We start from the raw sequence: 26,395 nt of genomic DNA on the forward strand, positions 1-26,395 counted from the left end.
GAGATGCCCATGAACACCGGATGCGCCAGGACCGCCCGATCGACCATGCCCCTCACGACCAGAGCATGCCCACCCGCTATCACGCACCAACTCGTAAGCCCGGCCCCGACGGGCTCAACCCCGCAGACATCGCCGAAGTGATGAAGAAGTACGCCACCGAAACCTGGCAGCCCTAAGCCCTGACCGACCCGGCCCGCATGGACCACGCCCGCCGCTCTCACCACCGGCCGACCCACCACTCCCACGTCCCCAGGCTCCAGCCCTACCGCGCAGCGAGCCTGCGCCACCTCCACCGCCTCGACGCATGCCTGCTCACCCTCGCCGGCAACCTCGGCGTGCCCGCCGCCCCTAAATACCCGTCCCGGACCGCCGACGGACAGAAGTGATGAAGTCCCGACTTCCGGCCCGGTTCCGCAGATCCCCCGGCCTCCACGCCAGTCGGCTCGTAAGGGCACGACAAGAGCCTGGAGTGGTTCAGCCGCAACGGCAGACGGAAAATGCAAGATCGAACTGTGACCGGGCCGACGCTGACCACCACATCCCTTCACCGCCCAGGTAATTTTCGCGCCCGCATGCAGAGATGAGGAACAACGGACACTCGTTGTCCTGTGACTGCGGAGGTTGCGGATTGAAGCCGTATGTTGCGGGGGATCTTGCGGGTTGAAGAGTTACCTTGCGGCGATGGTTGGGGTTAGGCAGTCGTCGTCCGAGCGTTAGAGGTCCTGCCTGGCGGTATTGCGGGGTCGCTGGCGACTGGGGTCGAGGTGGCGTAGTCGCTCCGGACGGGTCGGAGTTACGGCGCCCGCTGGTGGAGGCGTGGGCGGTGCCGTTCGAGCACGCCTTTCCCGTACGCGCCTTTGCGTCGTACCGCCGACAGCGCGAACCTGCCGGGCCTGTGGTGGTCGGCGACGATGGGCGGGCACGTCGGGTACGAGTCCTGCCGTACGGGCGAGCGCTCAGCCGCCTCCGCCCCCTGATAAGATCCACCGACGCGTGTACCCCGCGATCACATCTGCGACAAGGGAGGTTGATGAATATGGCCCGCCAGACGCTTCATCAGCATGCCCTTGGCCGGGCCGCGCGAGGATAATCAGCGGCCCGGTCGTCTGAAACGACCAGGAGTGTCGCGTGTTTTCTTCCTCATCAGCCGGTACAGATCTGACCACTGACCGCCTCGTGCTGCGTCCATGGTCCACCGGCGAACTGGCCGCCGTCCTCAGTGATGCTCGGCTGACGCACTGGGCCGAGGACTTCCCCGCCGAAGGCGACCGCGTCATCGCGGGGTTCCTCACCGAACACCCCGATGGCCTGACCGACTACGGCCACCGCCAGATCATTGAGCGGGCCAGCGACCTGGTGGTCGGTTCCATCGGTCTGTTCTGGCCGCCAGCCGACGGCTCCATCGAGGTCGGCTACGGCATCGTCGCCTCCCGCCGAGGCCGCGGCTACGCCTCCGAAGCCACCCGCGCCATCGTCGAGTTCGCCCTGACCGCACCCGGCGTGCACACCGTGTGCGCGGGCGTGGAGCTGTCGAACCCAGCCTCCGTCCGCGTACTGGAGAAGGCCGGCCTGCATCGCTGCGGCGAGGACGCCACCACCGCCCGGTTCTCTACCACGGCACCGGCCCCGTCCCAGCGGTAGTCCCCGCCCGAGGGGCGGCAGCGGAACACACCACCGCTGCCGCCCCTCAGCCGTTTGACCTCTTCGGACCAAAGGAATCCCAGAAGTGGATCTGCCACGTAGTTTCACCATCCGCGAGAGCAGCCATCGCGTGCTCAACCCGTTCACCAGCGAGAAGCTGGCCGGGCTGGGGCGGGCTCTCCGTCCGGCGCCGGGTACGCGCGTGCTCGACCTGGCGTGCGGCAAGGGTGAGCTGTTGTGCACCTGGGCACGTGATCACGATGTGACCGGCACCGGCGTGGACGTCAGCACCGTCTTCGTCGGCGACGCCCGCGCGCGGGCCGTCGAGCTGGGCGTCGCCGACCGCGTCGGCTTCGTCCACGGCGACGCATCGGGATACGTCGCCGACGACCCGGTCGGCATCGCCGCCTGCGTCGGGGCCACCTGGATCGGCTCCGGTGTGCCGGGCACCGTCGGACTGCTCCGGCGCAGCCTGGCTCCCGGCGGCATGATGCTGATCGGCGAGCCGTACTGGCGGCGCGCACCCGAGGACGAGGCGACCGTCAAGGGCTGCGGTTTCGCCCGCGAGGACGACCTGCTCTCCCTGCCGGAACTGCTGGCGCACTTCGGCGACCTGGGCTGTGACGTCGTGGAGATGACGTTGGCCGACCAGGACAGCTGGGACCGGTACGTCGCCGCGCAGTGGCTCAACATCCGCCGCTGGCTCGACAGCAACCCCGACGACGAGCTGGCCGAAGAGATGCGCGCGGAACTCGCCACGTCCCCCGTCCAGCACGCCCGGTACCAGCGCGAATATCTGGGATGGGGAGTGTTCGCACTGATGGACCGCTGACCTGCCACTCCAGGTGAGCCCCGGCGCAACCTGCCGGGGCTCACTCCCGGGGCACCGGACGTCGAACGCCTCGGAACCCGTGGAATGAACGCGCTCCACGCCATCCATAGGGCTTGGCCGCTACTCGACCCCGCTCCGGGTGCCGGGAGACCGAGTCCGCCTTCCCAGGGGCGGCGAACGCTGCTTGTCGGCAACAAACTTGGGGCCTGCTGCGTTAGGTGGCCCGCCTCGTGCTCGCATCTCGTCGAGGCGGGCCCGCCCGTACGGTACGCCAGCCGGCCCGGGCCCGGAGGCGGAATCGGCAAGGCCCGCCCGAAGACCGCACGGACTACGGGCGGCGACAACACGAGGCGCATGGGACATGTGGTCTGCCATGGCCAGTGGTCTCGGCGCTGGCGCGGACTGCGCTGCCGTCTCCGCGGACTTCTACGTGCCCTGCTCTTTCCGGCGTGTCTACATTTCGGACGGACGACATGTGCGGCAAGAGGGGCCGGTACTGGCCCGTCGAGCATCCAAGCACACGTCCTGCTGTTGTCCGTGCGGGGACATCAGGGACGGTTCTTGGGTGCTCGACGGGCCGTCGAGGGGCACGGTGTGCCTGGTGGCGGCGGGACGGAGCCGCCTGGGCTGATGTCAGTGGACGGTCGTGAGGTGGTGGGCGTCTTCGCCGGTTGCCGGTGCCGGTGCGGCGGGGAGAGGGCGGTGGTTGAGAAGGAGGGCTGCGAGAGCGGCGGCGAGGGTGAGGAAGCCGGCCGCCCACCATATGGCGGTGGCGTAGCCGTGGACCGTGGCCTGCAGGTACAGGTGTCCGGTCGCTGCGGGGTCCGTGGCAGCGTGCTGGTGTGTGTAACTGGCGGTGGCGCTGGCGGCGATGGTGTTGAGCAGGGCGGTGCCGATGGCACCGCCGATCTGCTGGGAGGTGTTGACCATGGCTGAGGCGACGCCGGAGTCCTGGGACACCACGCCGTGGGTGGCCAGGCTCATGGCGGGCATCATGGCGGTGCCCATGCCGAGTCCCATGACGACCATGCCGGGAAGGACGACGGTGGCGTAGGAGCTGTCGGGGGTGATCTGGGCGAGGATGACCAGGCCGGCGGCGGCGACGAGGTAGCCGGGGACCATCAGCGCGCGGGCGGGCAGACGGGGGGCCAGGCGGGAGCCGATCTGGGTGGCGCCGATCATCATGCCGGCCGTCATCGGCAGGAACGCCAGTCCGCACTTGAGAGGGCTGAAACCCTGGACGGCCTGGAGATAGAAGGTCAGGAACAGCAGCAGGCCGAACATGCCGATGACGGCGGTGGCCAGGCAGGCGAAAGCGCCGCCGCGGTTGCGGTCGAGGATTACGCGCAGGGGCAGCAGCGGGGCCCGCACACCGGCCTCCAGGATGACGAAGCCGATCAGTAGGACCGCACCGGCGCCGGTGAGGCCGAGGGTGGTGGCTGCGCTCCAGCCGTCGCTCTCGGCCCGGGTGAAGCCGTAGACCAGGCAGGCCAGGCCGCCGGAGGCCAGGGCGACGCCGGGCAGATCCAGGCGGCGGCCGTGAGGATGGCCGGTGCGAGCGTCGTGGACGTAGACGAGGGCTCCGAGGGCTGCTGCGGCGGCGAAGAAGATGTTGACCAGCAGGGTCCAGCGCCAGGTGAGGTACTCGGTCAGCACGCCGCCCAGAATCAGGCCGAGGGCGGCACCACCGCCGGCGATGGCCCCGTAGACGCCGAAGGCTTTGGCGCGTTCCTTGGCCTCGGTGAAGGTGACCGTCAGCAGGGACAGGGCGGCGGGGGCGAGCAGGGCGCCGAAGACGCCCTGCAGGGCGCGGGCACCCATGAGCATGCCGGTGTTGGCGGCGACGCCGCCCAGGGCGGAGGCGGCGGCGAAGCCGATCACGCCGGTGACGAAGGCGCGCTTGCGGCCCCACAGGTCGGCGATGCGGCCGCCGAACAGCAGCAGGCTGCCGAAGGCCAGCGCGTAGGCGGTGACCACCCACTGCCGGTTGGCGTCGGAAAAGCCCAGGTCGTGCTGGGCGGAGGGCAGGGCGATGTTCACGATCGTGCCGTCGAGCACGACCATCAGCTGGGCCAGGCAGATGAAGACCAGGGCTTTCCAGCGTCCCGGATCCCGGGGCAGGGGTGTGGATATGGACATGAAACGTGCTGCCTCTTGTCTGGAGGGGATGGCGGCGGCGGCCGTTGCGGAGGCAGCGGCCGCCGTGGTGCCTCGGCAGTGGACTGCCAGGCCGCCGACAATGTACTTCCATTTTCGAATGATTCCAAAATGGAACGTTAGGATGGTGCGAGGATGGCGGAGCAGAGTGCGGCCATCGCGGTCGGATGAAGGGATCAGGCAGTGACAGACCGGAGCGAGCAGGGCCTGGGGGCCCAGCACGAGAGGCTGCTGGAGAGCCTGGGGGCCTACGCGGCCGATTACGCGGAGTTCGGGCGGCGTTTCGCTGGCTGGCTGGGCCTGCACACCACCGACGGCACTGCTCTGGTCGAGATCATCAACAATGAACACCGCGGCGCGCCCCTTACGCCCGCCCGGCTGAGTCAGCGCATCCAGCTCTCCCCGGCCGCCACGACGGCTCTGCTCAACCGTCTGGAGAAGGCCGGCCACATCGTGCGCAGCCGCGAACACAGCGACCGGCGCGTGGTCACCCTGCGCACCGGCGGACAGGCCCAGGCCCTCGCCGATGAGTACTTCACCCCCGTCGGCGTCCGCCTGGGCGTCATGATGGCCGACTACCCTCCCGAACTGCTCCAGCAGTTCGAAAGCTTTCTCGGACACCTGCACGACACCTTGCGCACCCACCTCGTCGAGGAGGCCCACAGCCGGGGCGGTCGCACGAACGGCGGCGCACGCAGCCCTCACGGATGAAGCGGAGGGCAGTCCGGGCCGGTGAAGGCGGTGTCGGACTGGCCGATGCCGGTGAGCTGCAGCGGACCGGCGAGCACCTCCCGCCTGCCGCCGCCCCCGCCCACTGGGCGTCTCGACCATGAACAGGCGCCTGAGTACATCCGGCGTGGGTGGGACAACGGCTGGAGCGTGCGCGCCACTGCCGTCGGTGCTACGCGCAGCTCAAGTTACGTCAGCCGCGTCTCCAAGCGGCTCGCCGCGCTCTCGGAAGGCGACAATCCGGCTGTCAGCCCCCCTAGCCGCGGGCAGGAATCACGCGCACCTCGGGCAGACCGTGACCGCCTTCCGCCCCTTGCCCGGAGGGCCCCGTGGTGAGCGCCTCACCCTGCACTACGGCCCCGGCCGTGCTGCTGATCGATGTGGAGAACGTGATCGGCGCGAACGCCCAGCCGGCAACCGCGACCCTCCGGATGAACGCCCTGCTGCGGCACACCGGCCCTTTGGACCAGACGATCGCCGCAAGCGCCCGGGACCGCATCCGTTCCGTCGTCGCGAGCGGTCTGCAACACCCGGTGTACACCTGCTGCTGGTCGATGCCGGCAAGAACGCTGCCGACCGCCTGCTGCTCGATCAGGCGCATGCCGCTGCGGCCGCCGGCACCCGGCGCTTAGTCATCGCCTCCGCCGACGCCGCCTTCGCTGCCCTGGCCCCACTCGGACACGTGGAGATTCTGGTCTGGGAAGGGCAGCCCGTCGCCAAGACCTTGTCCAAAGCCGGAACCGTACGACGCCTGCCGCGCATCCGGCACCTCTGCGTGCCTGGCCCTGCGGCACCCACTGAAACCGGGCCCGGCACACAGAAGTTCGCCGACGGGACGCTGGAAGGAGTCCGTGGACCTGGCCGAGGAAGGATCGCGTCCGGCCCGATGTACCGCGCTGTGCCCTGCCGGGCGGGCCTATCGCCGCTGCCGTTTCCCCGACGGCAGCGACCGCTCACCGCGGCCTGCCTGCCGGCTGCGGTGAGCATTCCCCGACCTGGCGAAACCGATCAAGGTCATGGCCGAGTGCCCCCTTCCCCCGGCCGTGTACCCGCCGCCCTACGCCAGTCGCCCAACCGCACCCGATGCGTAGGCGATTTCATGCAGGCGATCTGGGATGCTGCTCTGGTGCAGGGGTATGCCAGGGGCACGGTGAGCGCGTCGGGCACCGTGGAGCCGCGACGCTCCCGGGTTCGATGCGCCCGGCCCTGCGCGCGGAAAGGTCTCGTACCTCTCGTCCCGACTCGCTCAGTACCACCTGCTGTCGCTGCCGGACGGATCGTGGAAGACGGTGAGCTGCCTGGCATCGGTCATCCGGTGCCGCGCCACCACCCCCACCGTGATCGTCGATGTGTCGGCGGTGGAGCGGCTGACCATCGACGCCCTGTCGGTCCTGGTCCGCAAAGCCATGCGTCTGCGTTCGGCCGCTGGTGAACTGCTGCTCGCCGACCCCGGCCCGGCCCTGCGCAAGGTCATCGAACGCACGGGAACCGGACCTCTGCTGTCCGCCTTCCCCGACAGCGCGGCCGCGCTCCGCGCTCTGGCCGGCGACGGCCGCACCTGGCAGCGGGTGGGCCTGGCCCCGGGCAGAGTGCCCTGTTCACTGAGCCCCCGCCGCCGTGACGCCACCGACCGTGACCATCGGGCGAAGGAACTGCAACAGTACGTGACCGGCTGGGGGGCGGTTCGTTGCTCCGCCCAGAAGACCGAGCGGGCCACGAAGGGACAGCCGGTGAAGCACGACGCGCCGTCGGGGAACGGAGGCGAGGCGCACCATCGGGCAACGGGGCGAGACACGCCCCCGCGTGCCGGTCCGGTGCCGGCCGGCCCCTGCACCCGAGGAGGAAAGCTTGCTTGGCGGCCCTGGGCCGGGAACGGCCAGGCGCGGCTTCTCACGCCGTACCGAAGACACCCTCGTCAGGCGCGAAGGCTCCGCCGCCGGCGCACGAGCGCCACGCCGCCGAGCAGCAGCACACCGCTCGCGGCAGCCGCGGCACCAAGATGCTCGCTGCCGGTGTGGGCCAGTGCCGGAACAGGGGCGGCCTGCCCGACCACCCGGCCCTTGCCGCCGGCCGGAGACGCGGCCGGCGGGGCACGGGAGCCCACCTCTCCGGCGACATCCGGCGGCGGACGATGCCCCGGTCCCGGGGAACCGGTGGCCTCATGCCCAGGCGGACGGTGACCAGGAGGCTTCTGGCCGGGAGGCTGGTGGCTCCCAGGCGGCTTGTGCCCCGGAGACTGGTGGCCGGGTGGGTGGTTCCCGGGTGGCTTGTGACCGGGAGGCTGGTGGCCGGGTGGGTGGTGGTGACCGCCGGGATCGGCGCAGTGGTTGCCGAAGACGGGGTTGAGCAGGCCGATGACGTTGACGGTGTTGCCGCACAGATTCACCGGCAGATGGACGGGGGCCTGAAGCAGGTTGCCCGCGAGGACGCCGGGGACGGCCGCGGTGCGTCCCGCGGCACCTGAGTCGGCGTGCGCGCCCGCCGCCGCGCCAGCCAGTATCCCGGTCGCGTCGCGGCGACCAGCACGCTCTGTTTCACGAGATGTTGCACGTGTGGTCCTTCATCTTTTCGAAGATGACGAACCGGGCACCTGGCGTTGACCAGGCGCCCGTATCCCATACGGGATATCGCCCAGCTCCCCAGGCCGGGAATCACCGCCCATGCGGCGAACTCCCTTCGTGCCCGCTATGGTTGATCAGCCATGACAGAAGCGGGCCGGGGTACTGGGCGCGTCGTATCGGACCAAACGATCGTCCCGCCAGGAGGAAACGCGCGGCGTTTCGGGAACCCCGCTGCCTGAACGGTTCTTCACCCGCCAACGGCATTCTCGCGGGCTACTCTCGGCATGGACATGCGTTCCCAACAACCTGCGCCCTGCGCGCACCCCCGTACGCAGCACCACCCTCACAAGCCTCTGCCCCGGAAAAGTCGCACCTCAGCGCCGTGTTCGGTGTGCTGTGCCGGGGGCGCGTGACCGATGGCTTGGCGCGGGGGCGTGCACGGCGGATCGAGAAGAGTCGTGCAAATTTCCGTGTTCTGTAATGGACCGTCGCATCTTCAACCACGGCCTGGCCGGCGGACGCACAGTGAGGGCGCCCGGCAGTCGTCCGGGCATCTCGTCCTACTGGTCCCGCCGCTGGCGGGGCCGTCCGCAGGAGGTTGTTCATGTCCCGTTCCGCCCGTCTCGCGGCCGTCGCCCTCAGCCCGGCCGCGGTGGTCACCGCCGCCCTGCCCGCCTCCGCCACCGGCGCCCACACCCTGCCGGCCCACCACCGCTCCCCCGTGGTCATCGGCGCGGTCCAGGCCGACTCCCCCGGGTGCGACGACGGCTCCAACCGCTCGCTGAACGCCGAATGGGTCACCGTCAAGAACACCGGCCACCGCCCGGTCAACCTCAAGGGCTGGACACTGACCAGTCGCAGCACCCAAAAGACCTACCGCTTCAACCACCTGCGCCTGGGCGGCCGCCAGGAAGTGCGCGTGCGCACCGGCAACGGGCGTGACACCTGGCGCGACGTGTACCGACCGCACCGCCGTGACCGCCGCGGTGCAGCGGGCCTCCGAGGTCTTCGGCCGCCTCGACGTGGTCGTCAACAACGCGGGTTACGGCCTGTTCGACATGGTCGAGGAAACCACCGAGGAAGAGGCCCGCGCACAGCTCGACACCAACCTGTTCGGCCCGCTGTGGGTGACGCAGGCGGCCCTGCCGTACCTGCGGGCCCAAGGCAGCGGCCATCCTGCAGGTTTCCAGCCTCGGTGGCCTCGCCGCCTTCCCCACGCTCGGGCTGTACCACGCCTCCACGTGGGCCCTGGAGGGGATGAGCGAGGCCTTGGCCCAGGAGGTCGCTCCATTCGGGATCAACGTGACCCTCGTCGAACCCGGCCCCTACGGCACCGACTGGTCGGGCGCCTCCGCGGTGCACACCGAGCCGCTCCCCGCCTACGAACCCGTCCGCGCCGCGCGTCGGGCCGGTGCGTCCGCCCGCACGCCCCAGGACGCGCGGGGCACCGCCGCCGTTGTCCTCGAACTCGTCGGCACCGATGAACCGCCCCTGCGGCTCTTCCTCGGCACCTACCCCTATCCGATTGTCGAAGCGGCCTATCGCAAGCGGCTCGACATGTGGAACGAATGGCGGCACCTCGCCTCCCGCGCGTGACCGGTACGGAGACCCCGCGGCGTCCAGGATTTCCGCGCGTCACCTGCTGCACGCTGTCACCGGCATCGAGTACGGGACGCCTCGACGGCAACCGGTGCATCCGCCCGCGCCGACGTGACAGGAACAGGGCGCCGGGCAGCTCGGTGACAACAAGCCCGCCTATGTGACAGCTATCCTGCTTCGGCTCAGATGGCGGGTGGCCACGGCGGCCGACGGCGCCGGGTTCCGCGGTTTCCGGGCCGGGGCAGGCGGCCGGTGCCGGGTTCGCTGTGCCCTGTATGCGGGCCGGCCGCGCCCCCTGACTTTGTCAGCGGGGCACACGGCCGGCGTGTGTGGTGTGGCGGTCTGCTGTGAGGTCAGTTGCCGGAGGCGTACAGGGAGATGAAGGGGGCGATGCGGGGCGCGATTGACTGGTTGTCGCCGACACCGCGGCTGACGTCGGTCCAGTTGCGGTAGGTCCGGTGGTCGACGGTCACCGGACGGGTGGTTTCGCCTCGCAGGCTCTCGTGGACGGCTCTGGACAGAGACGACCACGCGTTCTCCAGGCCTACGCCGAAGTTGCCGAGGTTCTGCACGGTGCCGTCCGACTGGGGGTCCCGTCCGTTGAGGATGACGGTGTCGATGCGTCGCTGGATCCAGCCGAAGCGGGCTGCTTCCGAGGTGGCGCCGATGACCGCGGCGATGTCTCCACGGTAGCGTCGCGTGTCCCCGTCGCGCACATGCCGCAGGCTCTGCATGGCGTTGGCGAAGCGTTCTGAGGTGTAGCGGAAGTTGCCGCGGTCCTCGCCGGGGTCCAGGTCGCGGTAGCGCCCGGTGTAGCCGAGGTTGTTGAAGAGCGGGAGCGGCCCTCCGTAGTGGGCCTGCAGTTCTCGCGCTAGGGACGAGGGGGTGTCGCTGAACTGCCAGTGGACCCCGTCGACGGCGAACCCGAGCAGGTAGAGGTTGCTCGCGCTGAAGTACAGCGCGATGTCCGAACGGAAGTTGTCCCAGATCCGCATCTCGATGATGTTGCTGTTCAGCTCTCGCGGAGACTGGGCCATTCCCGCATCCGCGTAAGTGAGCGGGTGGCTTGCGAGCTCCCGGAGCTGATCCACCATGTACCGGTAGCGGCGGGCGTTGGCGCTCGTCTCTGGAGTGACCTGGCCGGGGGACTGGTACCGGAGGTAGTTCGACATGTTGAAGTCCATGACGGTCCAGCGCTGGGTGGTCTCGGCGTATGCGGGCTTCGCATTGCCGGTCAGCAGGCTGCACGCGGCGAACAGGGCAAGGCAGAGAATGCCGAGCCGCCGGCCGAAACGCCATGGTGCGGATATCGGATGCATCGAAGGTTCTCCTGAAACGTTCTGGTCGAGGTGGCTGGCCGGCGAGGGTGCGGCCGCAGTTCCGGGGCCCGGCGAGCGCAAGACATCAGGCGGCCCGAGGCCGCCGAAGACCAGGACGGACGAGCCACGGCCCACGGCGGATGTCCCTCACTCTGCCGCGCCGACCTAACGGTTATCTAACGTCGGCCCCCCGCCCTGCCCCATCGACAACCGCCCACCCCGCACCAGCGTTGCACCAACCTGCCAACCGCCAGAGACAGTCAATGATCAGCGGATATGACACAGGTTCGAACAGGGCAGCCATGCTTTCGCCGCGTACCGCCAACGCGAGGGCACCTCTGAGGAGCCCTCCGGTCGTACGTGCAGACCAATCAGCAGCGCAGCCGAGCCGACGGCCCCGGGCCCGAGGAACGGGCAGAGCCGGCGGGCCTGCTGGGAGATCCCGCCCCTGAAAACGACGATCCTGAGCTGGGCCTCGGGTACGCGTGGGCCCAGGCGCGCGCCGAGGCTGCCTTCACAACCGGCCACAACCAACGAGGCCCCGCAGAGACTTTTCACCGCAGCGTGCCTGCACGGGCTACGCGCCGGACTCAGCGACGACATCGACTCTCTTGACCGCCACCTCCCGCCCCACATCGTGGCGATGGCCCGCAAGGTCGCCGAAAGCTCTGGAGGAAACACCGGCGCCCCTGGCATAACGCGGGAGCGGTGCTGCCTCACAGGCAGGCCACCCACCACCGGGTGCGAAGGGAACCGTACGCAGGGCTGTCAGAACGCGTCGTCCGGCGGCGGAGGCAGCGTCCGCAGGACCGCCTCCGGGCGGCAGATCGCGCACGTGGTGGCCACCTCCGGCCCTCGCGCCAGGAGCCCCAGGGCGCCCGCGTCGGTGGCCAGACCGTCGCCTTCGGACCCGGCTGCGCAGTCCAGGCGGTGTACCAGGCGGCGCCCGTCCCGCGTCACGTCGACGCGCCAGCGGGTGCGCTTCTCCGGCGGCGGAGGGGCGAGGACGGTGTAGTCCTCGCCCTCGACGGGCTGCACGATCGGGTGCGGAGCGCTGAGCTCGACAACGCTCGGGCATCGCTGCTTGCTGATGCGCGGCGAGGTCGTACGCCCGGTCCCGCACAGCGGTGGTGCGCAGCTTCTCCCGCTCCCCCGGCCCCGGACCCGGTAGTCGGCACGAAGCGTGCGCACCGGGGCCGGCCGGCGACTGCGGGTCCTGGTCGGACACGACGGTGGGTGGGCACCGGGCGGGGTCGAGGTCGGACAGGCCCCACCGGGCGGTGTGGAGCCGGTAGCCGGGCTCTTCGCCACGCGGCGTCTTCGGCTCGCTGATGTCCAGACAGTGGGTGCCGATCGCGGCGCTCACGATCTGGTCGTCCAGGCCGGGGTCGCGGCGGCGGCCACGGAGTACGTGAAGTGAACGAAGCCAGCCGTCGGGCTGGGTGGGGGCAGCAGACGGCCGTGCGCGTCGTAGGTGTAGTCGTAACGCTGCCGTTGGTGTCGATCCAGGCGGTCATGCGGTGCGCGTCATCGTACTCGAAGACCGTCGCGGTGCCGCTGGTGCCGGTCACCGAGGTGAGGTTGCCGTCCTGGGGCACGGCCCGCCTGCACAGCCTGGCCCGATGGGGCCTTGCCCGAGGACGGCCGCTCGGACGGTCAGTGGAGCGCGGTGCACCCGACCCGTTGGAGCACCGTGTGGCCGCTCTGGACGACCGGGACGTCGTTGAGGACCTCGCCGTACAGTTCGGTCCATGAGTGGAAGGCGAACCGGGCTCCGATCGACGACCGTTGCCGGGCAATGATGGTCTCGGCCGGCAGACCGAGCACTGACAGGTGGACAGCCAGCGCGAATGACCTGGCCAGACACAGTGCGTTGGGCTCGGTCAGCCGGACCACGAGCTGACAGCGGGCCAGTTCCCGGCGGGCGAGGCGGACGGCCGTGGCCACCGGCAGGCCGCGGTGGGCGCCCGTGGCCGGCCGCAGATCGCGTAGACGGGTCTGCGCCACGCCCCAGCCGTGCCGCCTCAGGCCCCGTAGAGCCCGCGCGGTGTGCACGGCGGCGGCCAGGTGCGCCGATGGGGGCGTGCGAGGCACGGGCCCGGCCGCATCCTCGCCCCACAGCAGGAAGGCCCAGTCCGCGGTCGCCCGGTCAGCAGCCGTCCGGTTCGTGGTCGTCCGGATCCCGCTCGCCCAGCCCGTCACGGCGACACACCACTCGGCACGATGAGGCGGCTCTCGGCGAGCTGGGCGGCAAGCGAGGTGATGCCCTCGCGCAGTTCGCTGTCGCCGGCGTCGATGCGTGTCGCGAGGTCGCGGACGGCTTCGTCGTAGGTCTCGCAGCGTATGGCCGCTTCCAGGATGAGGGTCGCGGTGGGGTTCAGCTCGAAATAGACGCCTTCGGTGGTGTCCAGGAGGACGCCCGTACCGTCGGCAGGGTCGAATACGGTCTGTTCGGCGAGGCGGATCAGCGGCATCGTAGATCTCCTGTCGCAGGGGCCGGAACCATGGCGGTCGTTGCGTGGACATGGGCTCCGAGGCGTGCGTCCGGTGTTCATGTCCCGGGCACCGGAGCGGTCTTGTGCGCCAGGTCATGCAAGAAGAGTTCGACCATGGCCGTACACAGCAGGTTCTCGGCGTTGCGGCGCAGGGCGCGCGGGTCGGCAAGGACGGTGGCCAGGCGGTGCGGGTCGACGATGCCCAGGGCGGTCAGCCGGGTGTCGGTCCCGCCCAGGATGTCCGCGATGACGTCCGGGTGGCGCAGGCACCACGTCTCGTCCGGTGAGCCGAGCCAGTCCCGCCCGTAGTGCCGCCACACGCAGGAGGGCACCCCGCGGCGCGCGGCGGCGAGACGCAGTACGGGTTTGTCGATGGTGCGCCCGCCGTACGGGATGACCCGGTAGGCGTTGGGCAGCCGGGCCGACAGCCGGCGCAGGTCGCGCCCGCCCCAGGGCTTGGTGCAGTGGATGCCGTACGGCCGCCAGACCGTGAGGTTCAGTGTGTGCTCCTGCGCGGCCGAGTCCGGCTCGTACCGCTCGGGGCCGGCGTCGGGGGCGGGGACCAGGAAGTCGCTGGCACGCTCGGTTTCAGCGGTTGCTTCGGGGTCTTCGTAGAGCGAGCGTCCGGGGCGGAGGCTGCGGATGATCCGGCTCAGTTCCCATCGGGAGCTGAGCAGGCCGTTGGCCATGGCGAACCGCTCGCGCCACAGCACGTCGGCGACGGCGACGTCGTACAGGCCGTAGCGCAGCGGGCCGAAGACGATGTCTCCGTCCAGGCCGGTGAGCAGCGTACGAACCCCGTCCTGGGCAATCCGGCGGGCCGTCAGGTCCAGGCGGCGGAACCAGACGTGGTTGAAGGGCAGCGGGAAGTCGTGACGGTCGGGGAAGTAGGGCTCGTCCTCACCGGGCGGGTCCACCGTCACCAAAGGAACCGACAGCGCGCGGCACACCTCGCGCGCCCGCGGCGATTCGTCGGCGAGCGGGTCGGTGCTGCGCATGTGGTACGCGGTGACATCGGCCCCGTGGTCGGCGAGCGCGGCGAGCACGGTCGCGGAATCGACGCCGCCCGAGAGCAGGACCCCGGTACGGCCGGCGGACGCGTACCGGCGGGTTTCCTCCCGAAGCAGTTCGTAGCCGACTTCGGCGTAGGTGCGCAGTGATGTGCGGCGCGGGATCGGCAGTTCCGTTATCTCGTCGTACGTCTCGGTATGTGTGGACCAGCCGTCCGCCACGACGAGCCGGCCGGGAGACAGCCGCTCCAGGCCGGGGAAGACGAAGACGTCCTCGCCCCGGCACGCGCGCCAGAGGGATTCGTGGTCGAAGCGCGGCGGGCCGTCGAGCAGGTCGCGCGGGTCACTCGACCAGCGTGTCCAGCCGTCGGACGCGCGGAAGAAGAGCTGATCGGCGCTGCACACCCCTCGGAAGAGGACAATGCGCCGAGGCGTGACGATTGCGCCGGCGACATCCGGCCCCAGTTGGCGTAGGGCCGCGTACGCGCCGCGGTCCACGTCACGGATCAGGCTCTGCACCCGTTCCGGTGGTAGTTCGCGCGGGGGCGGTCCGGCGAGGGAAAGGGAGGAATGGGAGAACGGCTGGAGGGTGCCGCTTGCGGGAGTGGCCGTTCCCTCCGAGAGCCACTGACGCACGTAGCTGCCGGGCGGACGGTGGCTGCGGCGGGCACCGAACGGTACGTACGCGTGGTCCACGACGGTCTCACCGGCGGCCACTCGTCCGGAACAGCCGGGAAACTCCGTCAGGTACTGGACGGCCATCGCTCTCCCCGCTCCCCGGGTTGGTCCCCGGCACGGGGCGGAACCGTCCGGCTCCGCCCGTACTGAGAGTCGGTCAGAACAGGTTGCCGTGGCCAACCACGTCGGGGGTTCCCCGCCGCAGCTGCCCGGTCAGCTTCTCGACTCGCCCGATGCGGACGACCTTCGGAGGCGTGTAGCGCAGGCGCATCATCGTCACCTTCCTTCTGCTGTCAGGTCGGCGCCGCGCAGAACTTACGCGACATATAGGGTATTTTTCCCTCTATTTCCAGCGTGAGGGGTGCAGCGTGCCACGTCAAAAGGAAGCGGACAGATGAGCCGGACGGCGAGCCGGGTGGGCTGGTCAGCGGGGCCGCGCGGCCGGGCGCCGCACGTCGGTCGTGCACCGGGAGCGGGACGGTGACCGGCGCCGGAGACGATGCCGGTCACACCGATCGCAATGATCACACCGACGACGGTGATCACGCGGGCCGCACCGGCGAAGTCGGCCATGCCGACCACACCGCCCGGTACGCGATCTGCGTCCACGGCCTGACCAAGCACTATCCCGGCACGGAGGCGGTCCGCGGAGTCGACCTTCATGTGCACCCCGGGGAGACGTTCGCCTTTCTCGGTCCCAACGGCGCCGGCAAGACCACCACCATCGCGATGCTCTGCGCCCTGGCCCGCCCCACCTCGGGGCAGGCCCGGGTGGCCGGGGCCGATGTCCGTACCCAGCCGCAGCAGGTACGGCGCGGTGTCGGCCTGCTGTTCCAGCACAGCGCCGTCGACTCCGACCTCAGCGTCGAACGCAACCTCCTCCTCCACGCGCGCCTGTACGGCCTCTCCCGCAGCCGCTCCCGCGCGCGCAGTGCCACACTCCTGGAACTGACCGGACTGACCGAGCGGCGCCGGGACCGTGTACGCACCCTCTCCGGCGGGCTACGCCGCCGCTTGGAGATCGCCCGCGCCCTGCTCCACGAGCCCGGCGTGCTCTTCCTCGACGAGCCCACCGTCGGCCTCGACCCGCGCGCCCGCGTCCAGGTCTGGGACCACCTGGCGCGGCTCCGCGCCGAGCACCGCACCACCCTGTTCGTCACCACCCACTACCTGGACGAGGCCGAGCACTGCGACCGCATCGCCATCCTCGACCACGGCCGCGTCGTCGCCCACGGCACCCCGGCGGCCCTGAAGGCCGCGATCGGCGACGACCAGGTACGCGTGCGCACCGGCGACGATGCCGCGGCGGCCACCGCCCTGCGTCACGACCTCTCCCTGCGCCCGGCCACCGGACCGGACGGCCTGACGGTCGCCGTGGCGGCGGGAGCACAGCAGGTGCCCCGGGTGTGCGCCGCCCTGGCCGCGCGCGGCATCTCCGTGCATGCCATCACCCTCTCGGAACCCACCCTGGACGACGTCTTCTTCCACCACACGGGCCGCCGCATCACCCACCCCGGCCCGCCACCAGGCCACGTCGACACGGCTCCCGGTCACGGTGGCGCCTCGCCTGATCACGAGGAGGGGAGACAGCGGTGACGGCCCCCGCAGATCGCCCCGCACCACCGCGGCAGCCGGCCCCGGCGCCACCCGCCACCGACACTCCGGGCCCTCTCGTACGGGAACTGCGCGCCGTCCACGCGCTCGTCCTGCGCGACCTGCTGCGCATGTTCGCCCAGCCCGCGCAGACCACCCTGATGCTGGTCCAGCCGCTGCTGTTCCTGCTGCTCCTCGGCGGCGGCCTGGCCGCCCTGGTGCCCGCTACGGCCGTCGGCAGCGACTACCGCGCCTACCTCTTCCCCGGCGTACTGGTGATGACCGTGCAGACTCCCGCGGTGACCGTCGGCATGCGCATGATCACCGACCGCGAGAGCGGCTACCTGCGCGAGACACTGATGGCGCCCGTACGCCGCTCCACCCTGCTGTACGGCAGCTGCCTCGGCGGTACCACGGAGGCCACCGTCCAGGGCGCGGTCCTGCTCGCCACCGCAGGCATCGTCGGGCTGCCCTACGAACCCGTGCTGCTCCTGTCGCTGCTGGCCACGATGGCGTTGACCTCGTTCGTCCTCACGATCCTGGCGGCGGCGCTGGCCATCGGCATCCGTACGGTCGAGTCCTTCCACATCCTGCTCAGCCTCGCCCTGATGCCGCTGCTCTTCCTGTCCGGAGCCTTCTTCCCGCTGACCGCTCTGCCCGGCTGGCTCGCCCAGCTGGCCGCCGCCAACCCTTTGGCCTACGCCGTCGACGTCCTGCGCCGCAGCATCGCACACCACGTCCCCGGTTCCACTGCCGCCACCGGGGTGCTCTGGGACGACTGGCAGCCCCCGGCCGCACTTGAAATCGTGGTCCTGGTCCTGCTGGGCGCGGGCGTGCTGCTGTGGGCCGCCCGCCGTTTCGGCCGACTGGAATGAGGCGTGGGAGAACTTTCCCGAAGAGCAGGACCCCCACCCCGAACCCCCTGGAAGAACCTTCTTTCTCATACGAGTTCCAAGTCGGGGCCGCTTTCGTATGGCACCGCACTCGCCAGCACGGCGAATCCAGTGAGGGCAAACGCGGGCAGGGGCAGTCACACCCCCGTCCACACGTCTTCCACGCCGTACCTCGTTCAGGCGGCCGCAGGTCTCGCGCGACCGAGGCGTGAACCAGGCTGGTCATCGAGCCTGGGGCATCGGCGTGGTCGTTGGCGCGAGCGTACGAGTGTGCGGCCAACGGTCGGTGGCGCCCGCCCCCGCGGTGTGGCGGGACCGGCGAATTTCCGCGCAGCCGCCCCGAAGCCTCGCCGGCATCTTCGCCAACCGCCCTGAGCTGGCCGCCGCCGAACAGCTCATCCGCTCCTTCGCTGACATCCTCACCAGCCGCTCCGGCCAGCATCGCAAGGACCGGGTCATCGCCACCCACATCCGACTCCGCCTCGCCCGGCCGCTGGCCGCGGACCTCCGCCGCCCCTGGGGGAAGCCAGCCGGGCCCGGCCGGCTTCCCCGAGAGCGCTGTCCCGACACCGGTGGCTGACACATCCCAGGGGTGGGTGCTCAACGACGCGACGAGGGTGGATTCGGCCGGCTCCCAGTGGCGTACCGGGCCTGCGGCACCCTCGATGTGAAGCTGAAAGAGCCACCCGCCGCTGGACCGGTGCCACCGGCTCGGCAAGAACCTGTTGTCCAGTGTCCAGTAGCTGGTGACATACAAACGGATGCTGAACAATGCGGGACTCGGGGAGGTGGGGCGATGCCTCGCGCAGAGCGACCCCTTGATTCTGGGGACAGCCCGCTGCTGCGGTTCGCCGCGGATCTGCGGCGGCTGCGGGCTCAGGCCGGTGGTCCTACGTACCGGGTGCTGGCGGAGCGTGCGCACTACTCGGCCGCGGCCCTCTCCGGAGCCGCTGCGGGGCGGCAACTGCCCAGCCTGGCGGTGGCGGTGGCGTATGTGCGCGCCTGCGGAGGTGACGTCCAGCAGTGGGAGCGGCGCTGGCGGGAGGTGGCGGCCGAGCTCGCCGCCGAGGCCGCAGTGCGGGAGACAGCCGGCGCGAAGGACGCAGAGCGTGCGCCGTACGCGGGGCTGGCAGCCTTCCGGGCGCAGGACGCCGACTGGTTCTTCGGCCGCGAGCGGCTGGTCGAAGAGCTGGCCACACGCCTGCAAGGACAACGCTTCGTGGCCCTTTTCGGTGCCTCGGGATCGGGCAAATCCTCACTGCTACGGGCCGGCCTCGTGCCTTGCCTGCGTGCCCGGAACGCGCAATTGCTCCCCCTGCTCTTCACGCCCGGGAGCCACCCGCTGGAGGAGTGCGCGATTCACCTGGCGCCGCACGTCGGCCGCTCCCCCGGCTGGCTCCGCAGCGACCTCTCGGCCGACCACGCGGAGCTGAACCGGGTGCTGCGCCAGATTGCCGTCCTGGCTTCGGACGAGGCAGAGGTCGTCGTGGTGGTGGACCAGTTCGAGGAAGTCTTCACCGTATGCGGCAGTGAGCGGGAGCGTGCTGCCTTCATCGCCGCGCTGGTCACCGCGGCGCACGCCCCGAACAGCCGCTGCCGGGTGGTGCTGGGCGTGCGCGCCGACTTCTACCCGCACTGCACCCAGCACGCACAGCTGGTGGAGGCATTGTGCGACGCGCAGGTCACGCTGGGCCCGATGACCAGTTGCGAGCTGCACCGGGCCATCGTCCAGCCGGCCGCCCGCGCCGGATGCCGGGTGGAGGGGGCGCTGCTGGCGGCGCTGACCGCGCAGGTCCACGGGCAGGTGGGTATGCTGCCGCTGCTCTCTCACGCTCTGCTGGAGACCTGGCGGCGCAGGCAGGGCACCACGCTGACGCTGGCCGGCTTCCAGGCGGCCGGTGGGCTCGACGGCGCGCTGGCCCAGAGCGCGGAAGCCCTCTACACCGCCCTCACCGGCCGCCAACAGCGCCTGGCCCGGCCTCTGTTCTTGCGGCTGACCGCCCTGGGTGAGGGCACCGAGGACACCAAACGCCGCATCCCGCGCAGTGAACTCGACGAAACCGCGGACCTCACGACCGTCTTGGACCATGCGGCCTGCGCCCGGCTGCTCACCTTGGACCGTGGCCATGTGGAGATCACCCACGAGGCGCTGATCCGCAGCTGGCCGCGGTTGCGCCGATGGCTGGCCGAAGACCGCGACCGGCTGCGCCTGCACCGCCAGCTCACCGAGGCCGCCCAGGAATGGGAGGCGCTCGGCCGCGATTCCGGCGCCCTGTATCGGGGCACCCGCCTCGCCCTGGCCAAGAGCCTCCTCAAACACGACGAGACCGCCCTGACCGTGCGTGAGCGGGCGTTCTTGGACGCCGGCCTGGCTGCCGAGACAGCGGAGAGCGCCGCGGCCCGCCGCCGCGCCCGCCGACTGCGCCGACTGGTCGCGCTGCTCGCCGTGTTCGTGGTGTTGTCCGCCGCGGGCGCGCTCTACACGGTGGGGGCCGAACGCCGGGCGACCGAAGAACGTAACAGTGCGCTGGCCCGCAAGGCGGTGGCGCAGGCCGCCGCGCTTCAGGTGAGGGATCCGGCCTTGGCGGCGCAGCTACGGCTCGCCGCCCACCGGCTGGCCCCGCAGGACGAGACGCGCGACAGTGTGCTCGGCACGTCCTCCCAGCCGTACACGACGCGGCTGACCGGGCACCACCGCGGCACCACCCACGCAGCCTTCAGCCCCGACGGCACCGTGGTCGCGACCACCAGCATGGACCGGACCATCAAGCTGTGGGACGTCAAGAACCGGCACCGGCCCCGGCAACTGTCGACCCTGAAGGGGCATACCGCCACCGTCCAGGCTGCCGCCTTCCGCGCGGACGGCCGCGTACTGGCCACCGTTGGCTGGGATCGGACGATTCGTCTGTGGGATGTCACCGACCCGCGACAGCCCCGTCGTCTGTCCGTGGTCACGGGTCACTCAGCGGACATCAGCGCTCTGGCCTTCCACCCCACGGGCTCGTTGCTGGCCACAGGAGGCCAGGATGGTACGGCCCGGCTCTGGGACGTGGCCGATCCCCGCAGGCCCCGCGCGCTGGCCGTCTTGAGAAAGCATCGCGACAACGTCAGCTCCGTGGCCTTCAGCCCCGACGGCACGACGCTGGCGACCGCCGACTACGACGCCACGACCCACCTGTGGGACGTCACCCACCCCGCTCGTCACCGCCACCTCACCACGTTGACCTCGGCGGGCTATGCGACGGCCTTCAGCCCCGACGGCACGACGCTGGCCACCGCCGGGACCGGCCGGACCATCCAACTGTGGGATGTCACCACCGCCTCCAGGCCCCGTTCGCGTACCGCATCGCTCGCCGGCCACACCGACGTCATCAACGCTCTCGCATTCAGCCCCGACGGCGATATGGTGGCCAGTGCCGGTACCGACGACACCGTACGGATCTGGCTCACTGCCGGACCGGGCGGCCCCCCGACGCTGCTGACCGTCCTCGCCGGTCACACCGACATGGTCTCCTCGGCCGCGTTCAGCCCGGACGGCACCACGCTGGCCACCGCCAGTGACGACTACAGCGTCCGCCTGGAAGACCTGCGCGCCCTGACTGCACGCCACACCGGCATCGTCTACAGCGTGGCCTTCAGCCCCGACGGGCGGATACTGGCCACCGGGAGTGCCGACCGCACGGTCCGGCTCTGGAACGTCACCGACCCCGCCGCGCCCACCCGCCTGGCCACCCTGACCGGCCAGGGCGAGGCCGTCCATGCGGTGGCCTTCAGCCCCGACGGCCGAATGTTCGCCACAGGCGGCGCGGCGCACACCATCCAACTGTGGGACGTCAGCAACCCTCACCGCCCCGAGCGCATCACTACTCTCCCCGGTCCCACCGGTACTCCTGGCGGCCCCGGATCCGGTGTCATGTCGGTCGCCTTCCACCCCCGCGGCCGCCTCCTGGCCGGTGCCGGCACGGACCAGACCATCCGCCTGTGGGACCTCAGCCGTCCGGCACGACCCCGCCGCCTGGCCGCCATTCCCAGCCGTACCGGTTCCCTCGTGTCCGTGAGCTTCCACCCCAGCGGCACGGTCCTGGCCGCCAGCGGTGTCGATCCCACCATCCGGCTGTGGAACATCGCCGACCCCCGGAACCCTGAAAGGCTGCGCAGCGTCACCGGCCACACCGACATCACCGGTCTGACCTTCGTCTCCCATGGCGACCTCATGGTGAGCTACAGCGCGGACCGCACTGTCAGACTGCGTGCCGTGACACCGGCCGGGTCGGCCCGTGAGCTGTCGGTGCTGCGCGCGCACACCGCCACCCTCCAGGACGCGGCCTTCAGCCCCGACGGCACCCGTCTTGCCAGCGCGGGCAACGACCAGATCGTCCGCTTATGGGATACCGCCGATCCACGGCACCCCGTAGAGACGGCGCGGCTCACCGGGCACACCGCCAAGATCTACTCAGTGGCCTTCCAGCCCCGCGGGACCGCCCTTGCCTCCACGGACGCAGACGGCTCCGTGAAGCTGTGGGACACCGACCTGGACCGCGTCACCGCCCGCATCTGCCGCACCGTCCATCCAGCCATCACCCGTGCCCAATGGGACCAGTACTTCCCCGGGGTCGCCTACACACCACCCTGCACGGAACCATCCACCAGTCACCGGGACCGGGGCTGAGCCACGTCCCCACCTTTCGCCACCCGCCCGGCCCATTGTTCGGTGTGTGTTTGTTCAACGCGCCGCCATGACCCTGAACAACGAGCCTCCGGTATACCCGGCACACATGAAGCGCCCATCGGCGGCCGCGCAGGCAAGAACTGATCGGAGACGCGGCAGCCGACGGTGCGCCATTCCTTCGGCCGGGTGGCCGTACGGCCCGGCTACCGGGAGGAAGCCGGGCCGGCGGGAGCCCGGCCGATGGGGAATGTGTCGTTCTTCCACACGGGAAAGGACTGTCCTTCCATGCGTGCTCTCAGACGCACCGCGGCCGTCGTCGCGGCCGTGATGCTCCCCGGGGTGGCACTGACCGCTACGGCGAACGCCGCCGAGACGGCGCCCGTCTCATCCAGCACGTCCACCGCCCCCACAGCCGTTTCGCCGGCAACACCACCGACGCCACACCCGGGCCCTCGGACGCCGGGCCCCCGGTCCGCGATGCCCCGGCCCAAGATGACCGCCGAGGACTGCCTGACCGTCCTTGACCCGGTCAAGCCAGGACAGCGCTTCTCCCGCGTTGTCTCGCGCACCTGCGGACAGCGCGCCGAGAAGCCGCTGGCCGAGGCCCAGCAGGCCCGGACTCTGCTGCTGAAGGTCTATGAGCACGAGCAACTGCGCGGCAACTGGGAGGTCTACAGCAGCAGTGACGGCTCCTGCGACGCCAGCGGGTACGGCATCAGGGACCTGGGCCACACCGCGAGCACCACAACGACTTCCTTCGTCATGTACAACAACTGCACACAGGTCACGGCCTACCAGGCCACCGACTTCCGCGGCCTGTCCGAGGACTACTACGGCGACCGGGTCGTGAACGTCGGGCTGAAGATGAACGACAGAATCTCCTCTGTCCGGCTGAAGAACGCGCCGCGCAGACTACCGCCAGGCGAGACCGTCGCGGTGGCCATGGGCGACAGCTACATCTCCGGCGAGGGCGGCCGCTGGAACGGCAACTCACCCACCGGGGACCTGACCCGTAACGGATCCGACCGGGCGGCCACCTGCACCATACTGTCCTGCGACTACGACCCGGCCAGGATCTACGGCGGCACCACCGCCGACGGCGGCAACGGATGCCACCGCTCGGACACCGCCGAGATCGAAGGCAGAAGCTCCGGTCTCCCGGTCACCACACGCGTCAACCTGGCGTGTTCGGGCGCCGAGACCACCCACGTGCGCAACACCACCTTCAAAGGGGAACCACCCCAGGTCGACCAGCTCGCCAACATCGCCGCCCAGGCACAGGTGAAGTACATCGTGTTGTCCATCGGCGGCAACGACCTGGATTTCACCGGCATCATCACGGACTGCGTACGGCGCTACGCGATCGGCCTGGGCCCTTGTAACGATCTGCACCAGCCCAACGTCGACCGCAAACTTGGCGACGTACGCGCCGGCATCGCCGCAACCATCGCCGACATTCGCACCGCGATGGGGGCCCAGAGCGGCTACCGCATCATCTTGCAGTCCTACCCCTCACCCCTGCCGCGCGGCAGCGAGTCCCGTTTCCCCGACCGCCCCGACTCGAACCGGCGCGGCTGTCCGTTCTACGGCGCCGACGAGGACTGGGCCCGCGACCGGCTGATCCCGCAGATCTCCGAGAATCTGCGGCAGGTCGCCCGGGAGAACAACGTGGAATTCCTCGACCTGCGCAATGCCCTCGAGCGCCGGGAGGTGTGCGGACGGGACACCCGTCAGGCCGACGAGCAGAACCCTGGCGACACTGTCAGCGAATGGGCCCGCGACATCTCCTTCTTCCAGGGCCACATTCAGGAAGACGCGCACCCCAACGCCTACGGTCAGACCGCGCTCGGCAACTGCCTGCAGAAAATGGCCGTCCTGTCGCCCGGTTTCTACGGATGCGACAACGGCGGTCCGGGTACATCCGCAACCGCGATGACCGTACGGCCGATCCCACCGCAGGCGAGGGCCCGCACGTAAGGCCCCTGGGCACATCGCGCTCCCTGCGCCCGGGCCCGGGCGACGTCCGCCGGTACGCCGCCCGGGCCCACCAGTCCCGCCGTTGATTGCCCCGGACGTCAGTGGGCCCCGGCGGCGCCTGCCGGGGCCCACTGACGCGATCTGCCCTCTGAACCGCAGGCAGCCGCTCAGCACGTTGTCATCCCGCGGAACCTGCTACGTGCCGCTGCCATCGGTGCTTACTTGCAGTAGGTGACCCCGGTGACACTCGTTGGCTCCGGAGGATAGGAACCCGCGGGGAAATACCACCCCTCGGTGTGGCCGGGCGCGATGTACTGGCAAACTCGGACGTAGGTGTAGGTGTTCCCCTTGCCGTTCGAGAAGACCGGGGTTTCGCTCAGGCCGTGGTTGTCCGCCCAGCAGTTGTTCCAGTAGATCCAAGCCGGGGCACCCGTACCTCCCGGCTGGTCGACCGACAGACCGCAAGGCCGTTTCTCCGCTTTCACCTCGGCCGCGGTGAGCGCTCGGGGCTGTGGCGCGGTCTTCTCCGCATCACCACTGGCCTGGCCGGCTGCGGGCACCGCGACGGCAACGACCAATGCGGCAGCTGCCGCGACCCCGGTCTTGACGAATCTCATGAAGCCCTCCCCAACATTGCCGGAGAAGCGGCGCACCGTTTCCCGTTGCACGCCGCCCCGATCGGTTCCCAGCCGCATCGCCGCAACGAGGCGGCCTGTTGGTGTCCGGTATAGCTGCGACTCGTTGTTCAGTGTCAGGACACCGCACTGAACAAACACACGCCGAACAATCGGCTGAGTCTCCATTCAGTCCTGGGCAAGCTGGGAAACACCACATATCGGCTGTCGTCGCTGCCCGGGACGTGCCGACCGCGTCTGATCAAGAACAACACCCTGCTCCATGCCGATCAGCCGATTGCTTGTGCCCGTCGAAGCGTCGAAACGCCAGCGTGCCCGGTGTCGTAGGTGACGAGCCTGACCGGGCCGGCCGCGATGTGCTGGGCGGCCGCGGCCCGTTGGACGATCTCGTCGTCGACGACTTGACGAGCACCTGGCGGTCAACGTAGGGATCGACGGCGGCGAGGACCAAGCGTCGCGGCTCCTGCGGTTCGGGGGCTTCGACTTCCCACTGCGTCGGGCGTGCGGGATCGAGGCCGTAGCGGCGGGCGTAGGCCGGTCACCGCGGATCGCCGCGTTCACTCTCGGTGGCTCTATCGACGTCACGCGACAGCAGTTGTCGACGACCTCGGGAGGCGCTCACCACGCCCGGATCTCGATGTCGACGAGAACGGGAGGCACCCGCTGGCACTCGGCAACGGCGGGACGACGGCCACCGCCTACGCCCGTAGCCAGCGCTTTTGTCCTGGGCACCGGACGAGCGGCACACGGCGTCTCACCGGTCGGCATCGAGCTGCTGTCCGAAGCCATCGATATTCGACGCGGGCAGCGCCTCCCGAACTGCCCGAGAAACGCTGCTCCTCGTCATCGACAGAGCCACTGGTAGGTAGGCGCCGTATACGGCAGCACGCCCGCTGAGGCCAGGCGGTACATCACCTGCCGCAGCGTCACCTTTAACGGCGCGTACTCGTGCACGATTTCCCGTGCCCGGTCTACGAGGGCCGACCACCGCGCCCGCCGCCCCGCCACAGCTCATGCCTGCCTGCGGCGGTGCATACGCCTCGGGGCGGATATGGCGGCCATGCAGTTACACCATGCGGCTGATCGTGTTCATGCTGCGGCTGGACGTCAGGCGGCGAGGCCGGCGAAAGCATCAAGGGCATCGCACGACATCGCCGACCGAGGAGCCTGCCACATGCCCACCGCTGCCCCCTTCTCCGACAAAGCCCCAGCCGAAGAAGAGCACTTGTCCGGCAGCGCATCGCATCGGACGGTCTCAGGCGTCCCGGCCTGGGCGCGACGTGCGGCGGCCGCGGTTGTCTGGGGGTCGGTGCCGTCGACGCTGTGGCGTCTCGGAGTGGTGCTGGTGTCCCGCTCGGACCCGCGCCGTCCGAGTACGATGCGATGCTCCTGCCCGGCTGGGGCCTGCTGGTACTGCCGCTGCTGTCACTGGCCCAAGAAGGACTGGCCTGGCTGACACTCGGGCTGGTGCGACCGTGGGGAGAAGTGTGGCCGCGTTGGCTGCCGTATCTCAGAGGGCGTCTGGTTCGCGTAGTTCGTGAGTGATTGCGTTTTATGTGTATCGCCAGGTGGGGGTGGTTTCGTCGGTTGCTCGTTTGGCGAGGTTG

The 26,395-nt window shown here is 70.1% G+C and carries 21 protein-coding genes and 3 pseudogenes; 13 read left to right on the plus strand and 11 right to left on the minus strand.

Annotated features, from left to right (window positions below):
• Positions 1-197: 197 nt before the first annotated feature.
• From ACH4EB_RS37085 to ACH4EB_RS37095, 3 genes are all read left to right on the plus strand, one after another.
• On the plus strand, positions 198-386 hold the full coding sequence (locus tag ACH4EB_RS37085; RefSeq protein ID WP_398352875.1) for a hypothetical protein: 189 nt from the start codon (positions 198-200) through the stop codon (positions 384-386).
• A 790-nt stretch (positions 387-1,176) separates the two neighbouring features.
• A complete protein-coding gene (locus tag ACH4EB_RS37090) occupies positions 1,177-1,641 on the plus strand; it encodes a GNAT family N-acetyltransferase (protein ID WP_398352876.1) in 465 nt (154 codons plus the stop codon).
• A gap of 85 nt (positions 1,642-1,726) precedes the next feature.
• Positions 1,727-2,473 carry an SAM-dependent methyltransferase gene (locus ACH4EB_RS37095; RefSeq protein ID WP_398352877.1) on the plus strand — a complete coding sequence of 249 codons (747 nt, stop codon included), beginning with the start codon at positions 1,727-1,729 and terminating at the stop codon, positions 2,471-2,473.
• A gap of 633 nt (positions 2,474-3,106) precedes the next feature.
• Here the strand turns inward: ACH4EB_RS37095 and ACH4EB_RS37100 are convergent.
• Positions 3,107-4,612 carry an MFS transporter gene (locus ACH4EB_RS37100; protein WP_398352878.1) on the minus strand — a complete coding sequence of 502 codons (1,506 nt, stop codon included), beginning with the start codon at positions 4,610-4,612 and terminating at the stop codon, positions 3,107-3,109.
• A gap of 201 nt (positions 4,613-4,813) precedes the next feature.
• On the opposite strand from ACH4EB_RS37100, the gene ACH4EB_RS37105 reads away from it, so the two are divergent.
• On the plus strand, positions 4,814-5,341 hold the full coding sequence (locus ACH4EB_RS37105; RefSeq protein WP_398352879.1) for a MarR family winged helix-turn-helix transcriptional regulator: 528 nt from the start codon (positions 4,814-4,816) through the stop codon (positions 5,339-5,341).
• Positions 5,342-5,724: 383 nt separating this feature from the next.
• Positions 5,725-5,991, plus strand: coding sequence for a hypothetical protein (locus ACH4EB_RS37110; RefSeq protein WP_398352880.1), 267 nt, complete (start codon positions 5,725-5,727; stop codon positions 5,989-5,991).
• Positions 5,992-6,605: 614 nt separating this feature from the next.
• Here ACH4EB_RS37110 and ACH4EB_RS37115 read toward each other — a convergent pair.
• Positions 6,606-6,767, minus strand: a complete 162-nt coding sequence (locus ACH4EB_RS37115; protein ID WP_398352894.1) for a hypothetical protein — start codon at positions 6,765-6,767, stop codon at positions 6,606-6,608.
• Here ACH4EB_RS37115 and ACH4EB_RS37120 point away from each other — a divergent pair.
• A complete protein-coding gene (locus ACH4EB_RS37120; RefSeq protein ID WP_398352881.1) occupies positions 6,718-7,539 on the plus strand; it encodes a hypothetical protein in 822 nt (273 codons plus the stop codon). The two genes, ACH4EB_RS37115 and ACH4EB_RS37120, sit on opposite strands and share 50 nt — an antisense overlap.
• A gap of 197 nt (positions 7,540-7,736) precedes the next feature.
• Here the strand turns inward: ACH4EB_RS37120 and ACH4EB_RS37125 are convergent.
• A pseudogene (locus ACH4EB_RS37125) lies at positions 7,737-7,859 on the minus strand (chaplin family protein); the annotation flags it as partial.
• 665 nt (positions 7,860-8,524) lie between these two features.
• On the opposite strand from ACH4EB_RS37125, the pseudogene ACH4EB_RS37130 reads away from it, so the two are divergent.
• Both ACH4EB_RS37130 and ACH4EB_RS37135 read left to right on the plus strand, forming a co-directional pair.
• Positions 8,525-8,848: pseudogene (locus tag ACH4EB_RS37130) on the plus strand (lamin tail domain-containing protein); the annotation flags it as partial.
• 58 nt (positions 8,849-8,906) lie between these two features.
• Positions 8,907-9,516: pseudogene (locus tag ACH4EB_RS37135) on the plus strand (SDR family NAD(P)-dependent oxidoreductase).
• Between the two features lie 356 nt (positions 9,517-9,872).
• On the opposite strand, the gene ACH4EB_RS37140 reads toward ACH4EB_RS37135, so the two are convergent.
• The 7 genes from ACH4EB_RS37140 to ACH4EB_RS37170 all read right to left on the minus strand — a co-directional run bounded on the left by ACH4EB_RS37140 (position 9,873) and on the right by ACH4EB_RS37170 (position 15,295).
• Positions 9,873-10,838 (minus strand): ribosome-inactivating family protein, encoded by a 966-nt coding sequence (locus tag ACH4EB_RS37140; protein ID WP_398352882.1) that lies wholly within the window; start codon positions 10,836-10,838, stop codon positions 9,873-9,875.
• A 768-nt stretch (positions 10,839-11,606) separates the two neighbouring features.
• Entirely contained in the window at positions 11,607-11,876 is a 270-nt protein-coding gene (locus ACH4EB_RS37145) for a DUF6233 domain-containing protein (RefSeq protein ID WP_398352895.1), read from the minus strand.
• A complete protein-coding gene (locus ACH4EB_RS37150; protein WP_398352883.1) occupies positions 11,795-12,436 on the minus strand; it encodes an RHS repeat domain-containing protein in 642 nt (213 codons plus the stop codon). The genes ACH4EB_RS37145 and ACH4EB_RS37150 overlap by 82 nt, the downstream gene beginning before the upstream one ends.
• 58 nt (positions 12,437-12,494) lie before the next feature.
• Complete coding sequence (locus tag ACH4EB_RS37155) at positions 12,495-13,040, minus strand: lasso peptide biosynthesis protein (RefSeq protein ID WP_398352885.1); 546 nt, start codon at positions 13,038-13,040, stop codon at positions 12,495-12,497.
• A complete protein-coding gene (locus tag ACH4EB_RS37160) occupies positions 13,037-13,312 on the minus strand; it encodes a PqqD family protein (RefSeq protein ID WP_361157993.1) in 276 nt (91 codons plus the stop codon). The genes ACH4EB_RS37155 and ACH4EB_RS37160 overlap by 4 nt, the downstream gene beginning before the upstream one ends.
• Before the next feature lie 77 nt (positions 13,313-13,389).
• The gene (locus ACH4EB_RS37165) at positions 13,390-15,105 is read right to left on the minus strand and encodes an asparagine synthase-related protein (protein ID WP_398352886.1); all 1,716 of its coding nucleotides are present in this window, start codon (positions 15,103-15,105) and stop codon (positions 13,390-13,392) included.
• 73 nt (positions 15,106-15,178) lie between these two features.
• On the minus strand, positions 15,179-15,295 hold the full coding sequence (locus ACH4EB_RS37170) for a lasso RiPP family leader peptide-containing protein (RefSeq protein WP_398352887.1): 117 nt from the start codon (positions 15,293-15,295) through the stop codon (positions 15,179-15,181).
• Between the two features lie 206 nt (positions 15,296-15,501).
• Between ACH4EB_RS37170 and ACH4EB_RS37175 the strand changes: the two genes are divergently transcribed.
• From ACH4EB_RS37175 to ACH4EB_RS37195, 5 genes are all read left to right on the plus strand, one after another.
• Complete coding sequence (locus ACH4EB_RS37175; RefSeq protein WP_398352888.1) at positions 15,502-16,617, plus strand: ATP-binding cassette domain-containing protein; 1,116 nt, start codon at positions 15,502-15,504, stop codon at positions 16,615-16,617.
• Positions 16,614-17,489, plus strand: a complete 876-nt coding sequence (locus ACH4EB_RS37180) for an ABC transporter permease (protein WP_398352889.1) — start codon at positions 16,614-16,616, stop codon at positions 17,487-17,489. Before ACH4EB_RS37175 ends, ACH4EB_RS37180 begins: the two co-directional genes overlap by 4 nt.
• Before the next feature lie 304 nt (positions 17,490-17,793).
• Positions 17,794-18,087 (plus strand): hypothetical protein, encoded by a 294-nt coding sequence (locus ACH4EB_RS37185; RefSeq protein WP_398352896.1) that lies wholly within the window; start codon positions 17,794-17,796, stop codon positions 18,085-18,087.
• A gap of 216 nt (positions 18,088-18,303) precedes the next feature.
• Positions 18,304-22,176: a hypothetical protein gene (locus ACH4EB_RS37190; protein ID WP_398352890.1), complete on the plus strand. Its 3,873-nt coding sequence runs from the start codon at positions 18,304-18,306 to the stop codon at positions 22,174-22,176.
• A gap of 477 nt (positions 22,177-22,653) precedes the next feature.
• Positions 22,654-24,153: a GDSL-type esterase/lipase family protein gene (locus ACH4EB_RS37195; RefSeq protein WP_398352891.1), complete on the plus strand. Its 1,500-nt coding sequence runs from the start codon at positions 22,654-22,656 to the stop codon at positions 24,151-24,153.
• A 218-nt stretch (positions 24,154-24,371) separates the two neighbouring features.
• On the opposite strand, the gene ACH4EB_RS37200 is transcribed toward ACH4EB_RS37195, so the two are convergent.
• Positions 24,372-24,956 carry a hypothetical protein gene (locus ACH4EB_RS37200; RefSeq protein WP_398352893.1) on the minus strand — a complete coding sequence of 195 codons (585 nt, stop codon included), beginning with the start codon at positions 24,954-24,956 and terminating at the stop codon, positions 24,372-24,374.
• Positions 24,957-26,395: the final 1,439 nt, after the last annotated feature.

Source organism: Streptomyces sp. NPDC018045, from assembly GCF_044327445.1.
Lineage (GTDB): Bacteria > Actinomycetota > Actinomycetes > Streptomycetales > Streptomycetaceae > Streptomyces.

What these genes read in the sequence shown, in the direction of transcription:
- ACH4EB_RS37160 (WP_361157993.1), bottom strand. Translation starts at nt 13,312, where the DNA reads ATGCCGCTGATCCGCCTCGCCGAACAGACCGTATTCGACCCTGCCGAC.
- ACH4EB_RS37140 (WP_398352882.1), bottom strand. Translation starts at nt 10,838, where the DNA reads ATGCATCCGATATCCGCACCATGGCGTTTCGGCCGGCGGCTCGGCATT.
- ACH4EB_RS37195 (WP_398352891.1), top strand. Translation starts at nt 22,654, where the DNA reads ATGCCCCGGCCCAAGATGACCGCCGAGGACTGCCTGACCGTCCTTGAC.
- ACH4EB_RS37170 (WP_398352887.1), bottom strand. Translation starts at nt 15,295, where the DNA reads ATGATGCGCCTGCGCTACACGCCTCCGAAGGTCGTCCGCATCGGGCGA.
- ACH4EB_RS37200 (WP_398352893.1), bottom strand. Translation starts at nt 24,956, where the DNA reads ATGGAGACTCAGCCGATTGTTCGGCGTGTGTTTGTTCAGTGCGGTGTC.
- ACH4EB_RS37165 (WP_398352886.1), bottom strand. Translation starts at nt 15,105, where the DNA reads ATGGCCGTCCAGTACCTGACGGAGTTTCCCGGCTGTTCCGGACGAGTG.
- ACH4EB_RS37100 (WP_398352878.1), bottom strand. Translation starts at nt 4,612, where the DNA reads ATGTCCATATCCACACCCCTGCCCCGGGATCCGGGACGCTGGAAAGCC.
- ACH4EB_RS37115 (WP_398352894.1), bottom strand. Translation starts at nt 6,767, where the DNA reads ATGGCTTTGCGGACCAGGACCGACAGGGCGTCGATGGTCAGCCGCTCC.
- ACH4EB_RS37085 (WP_398352875.1), top strand. Translation starts at nt 198, where the DNA reads ATGGACCACGCCCGCCGCTCTCACCACCGGCCGACCCACCACTCCCAC.
- ACH4EB_RS37190 (WP_398352890.1), top strand. Translation starts at nt 18,304, where the DNA reads ATGCCTCGCGCAGAGCGACCCCTTGATTCTGGGGACAGCCCGCTGCTG.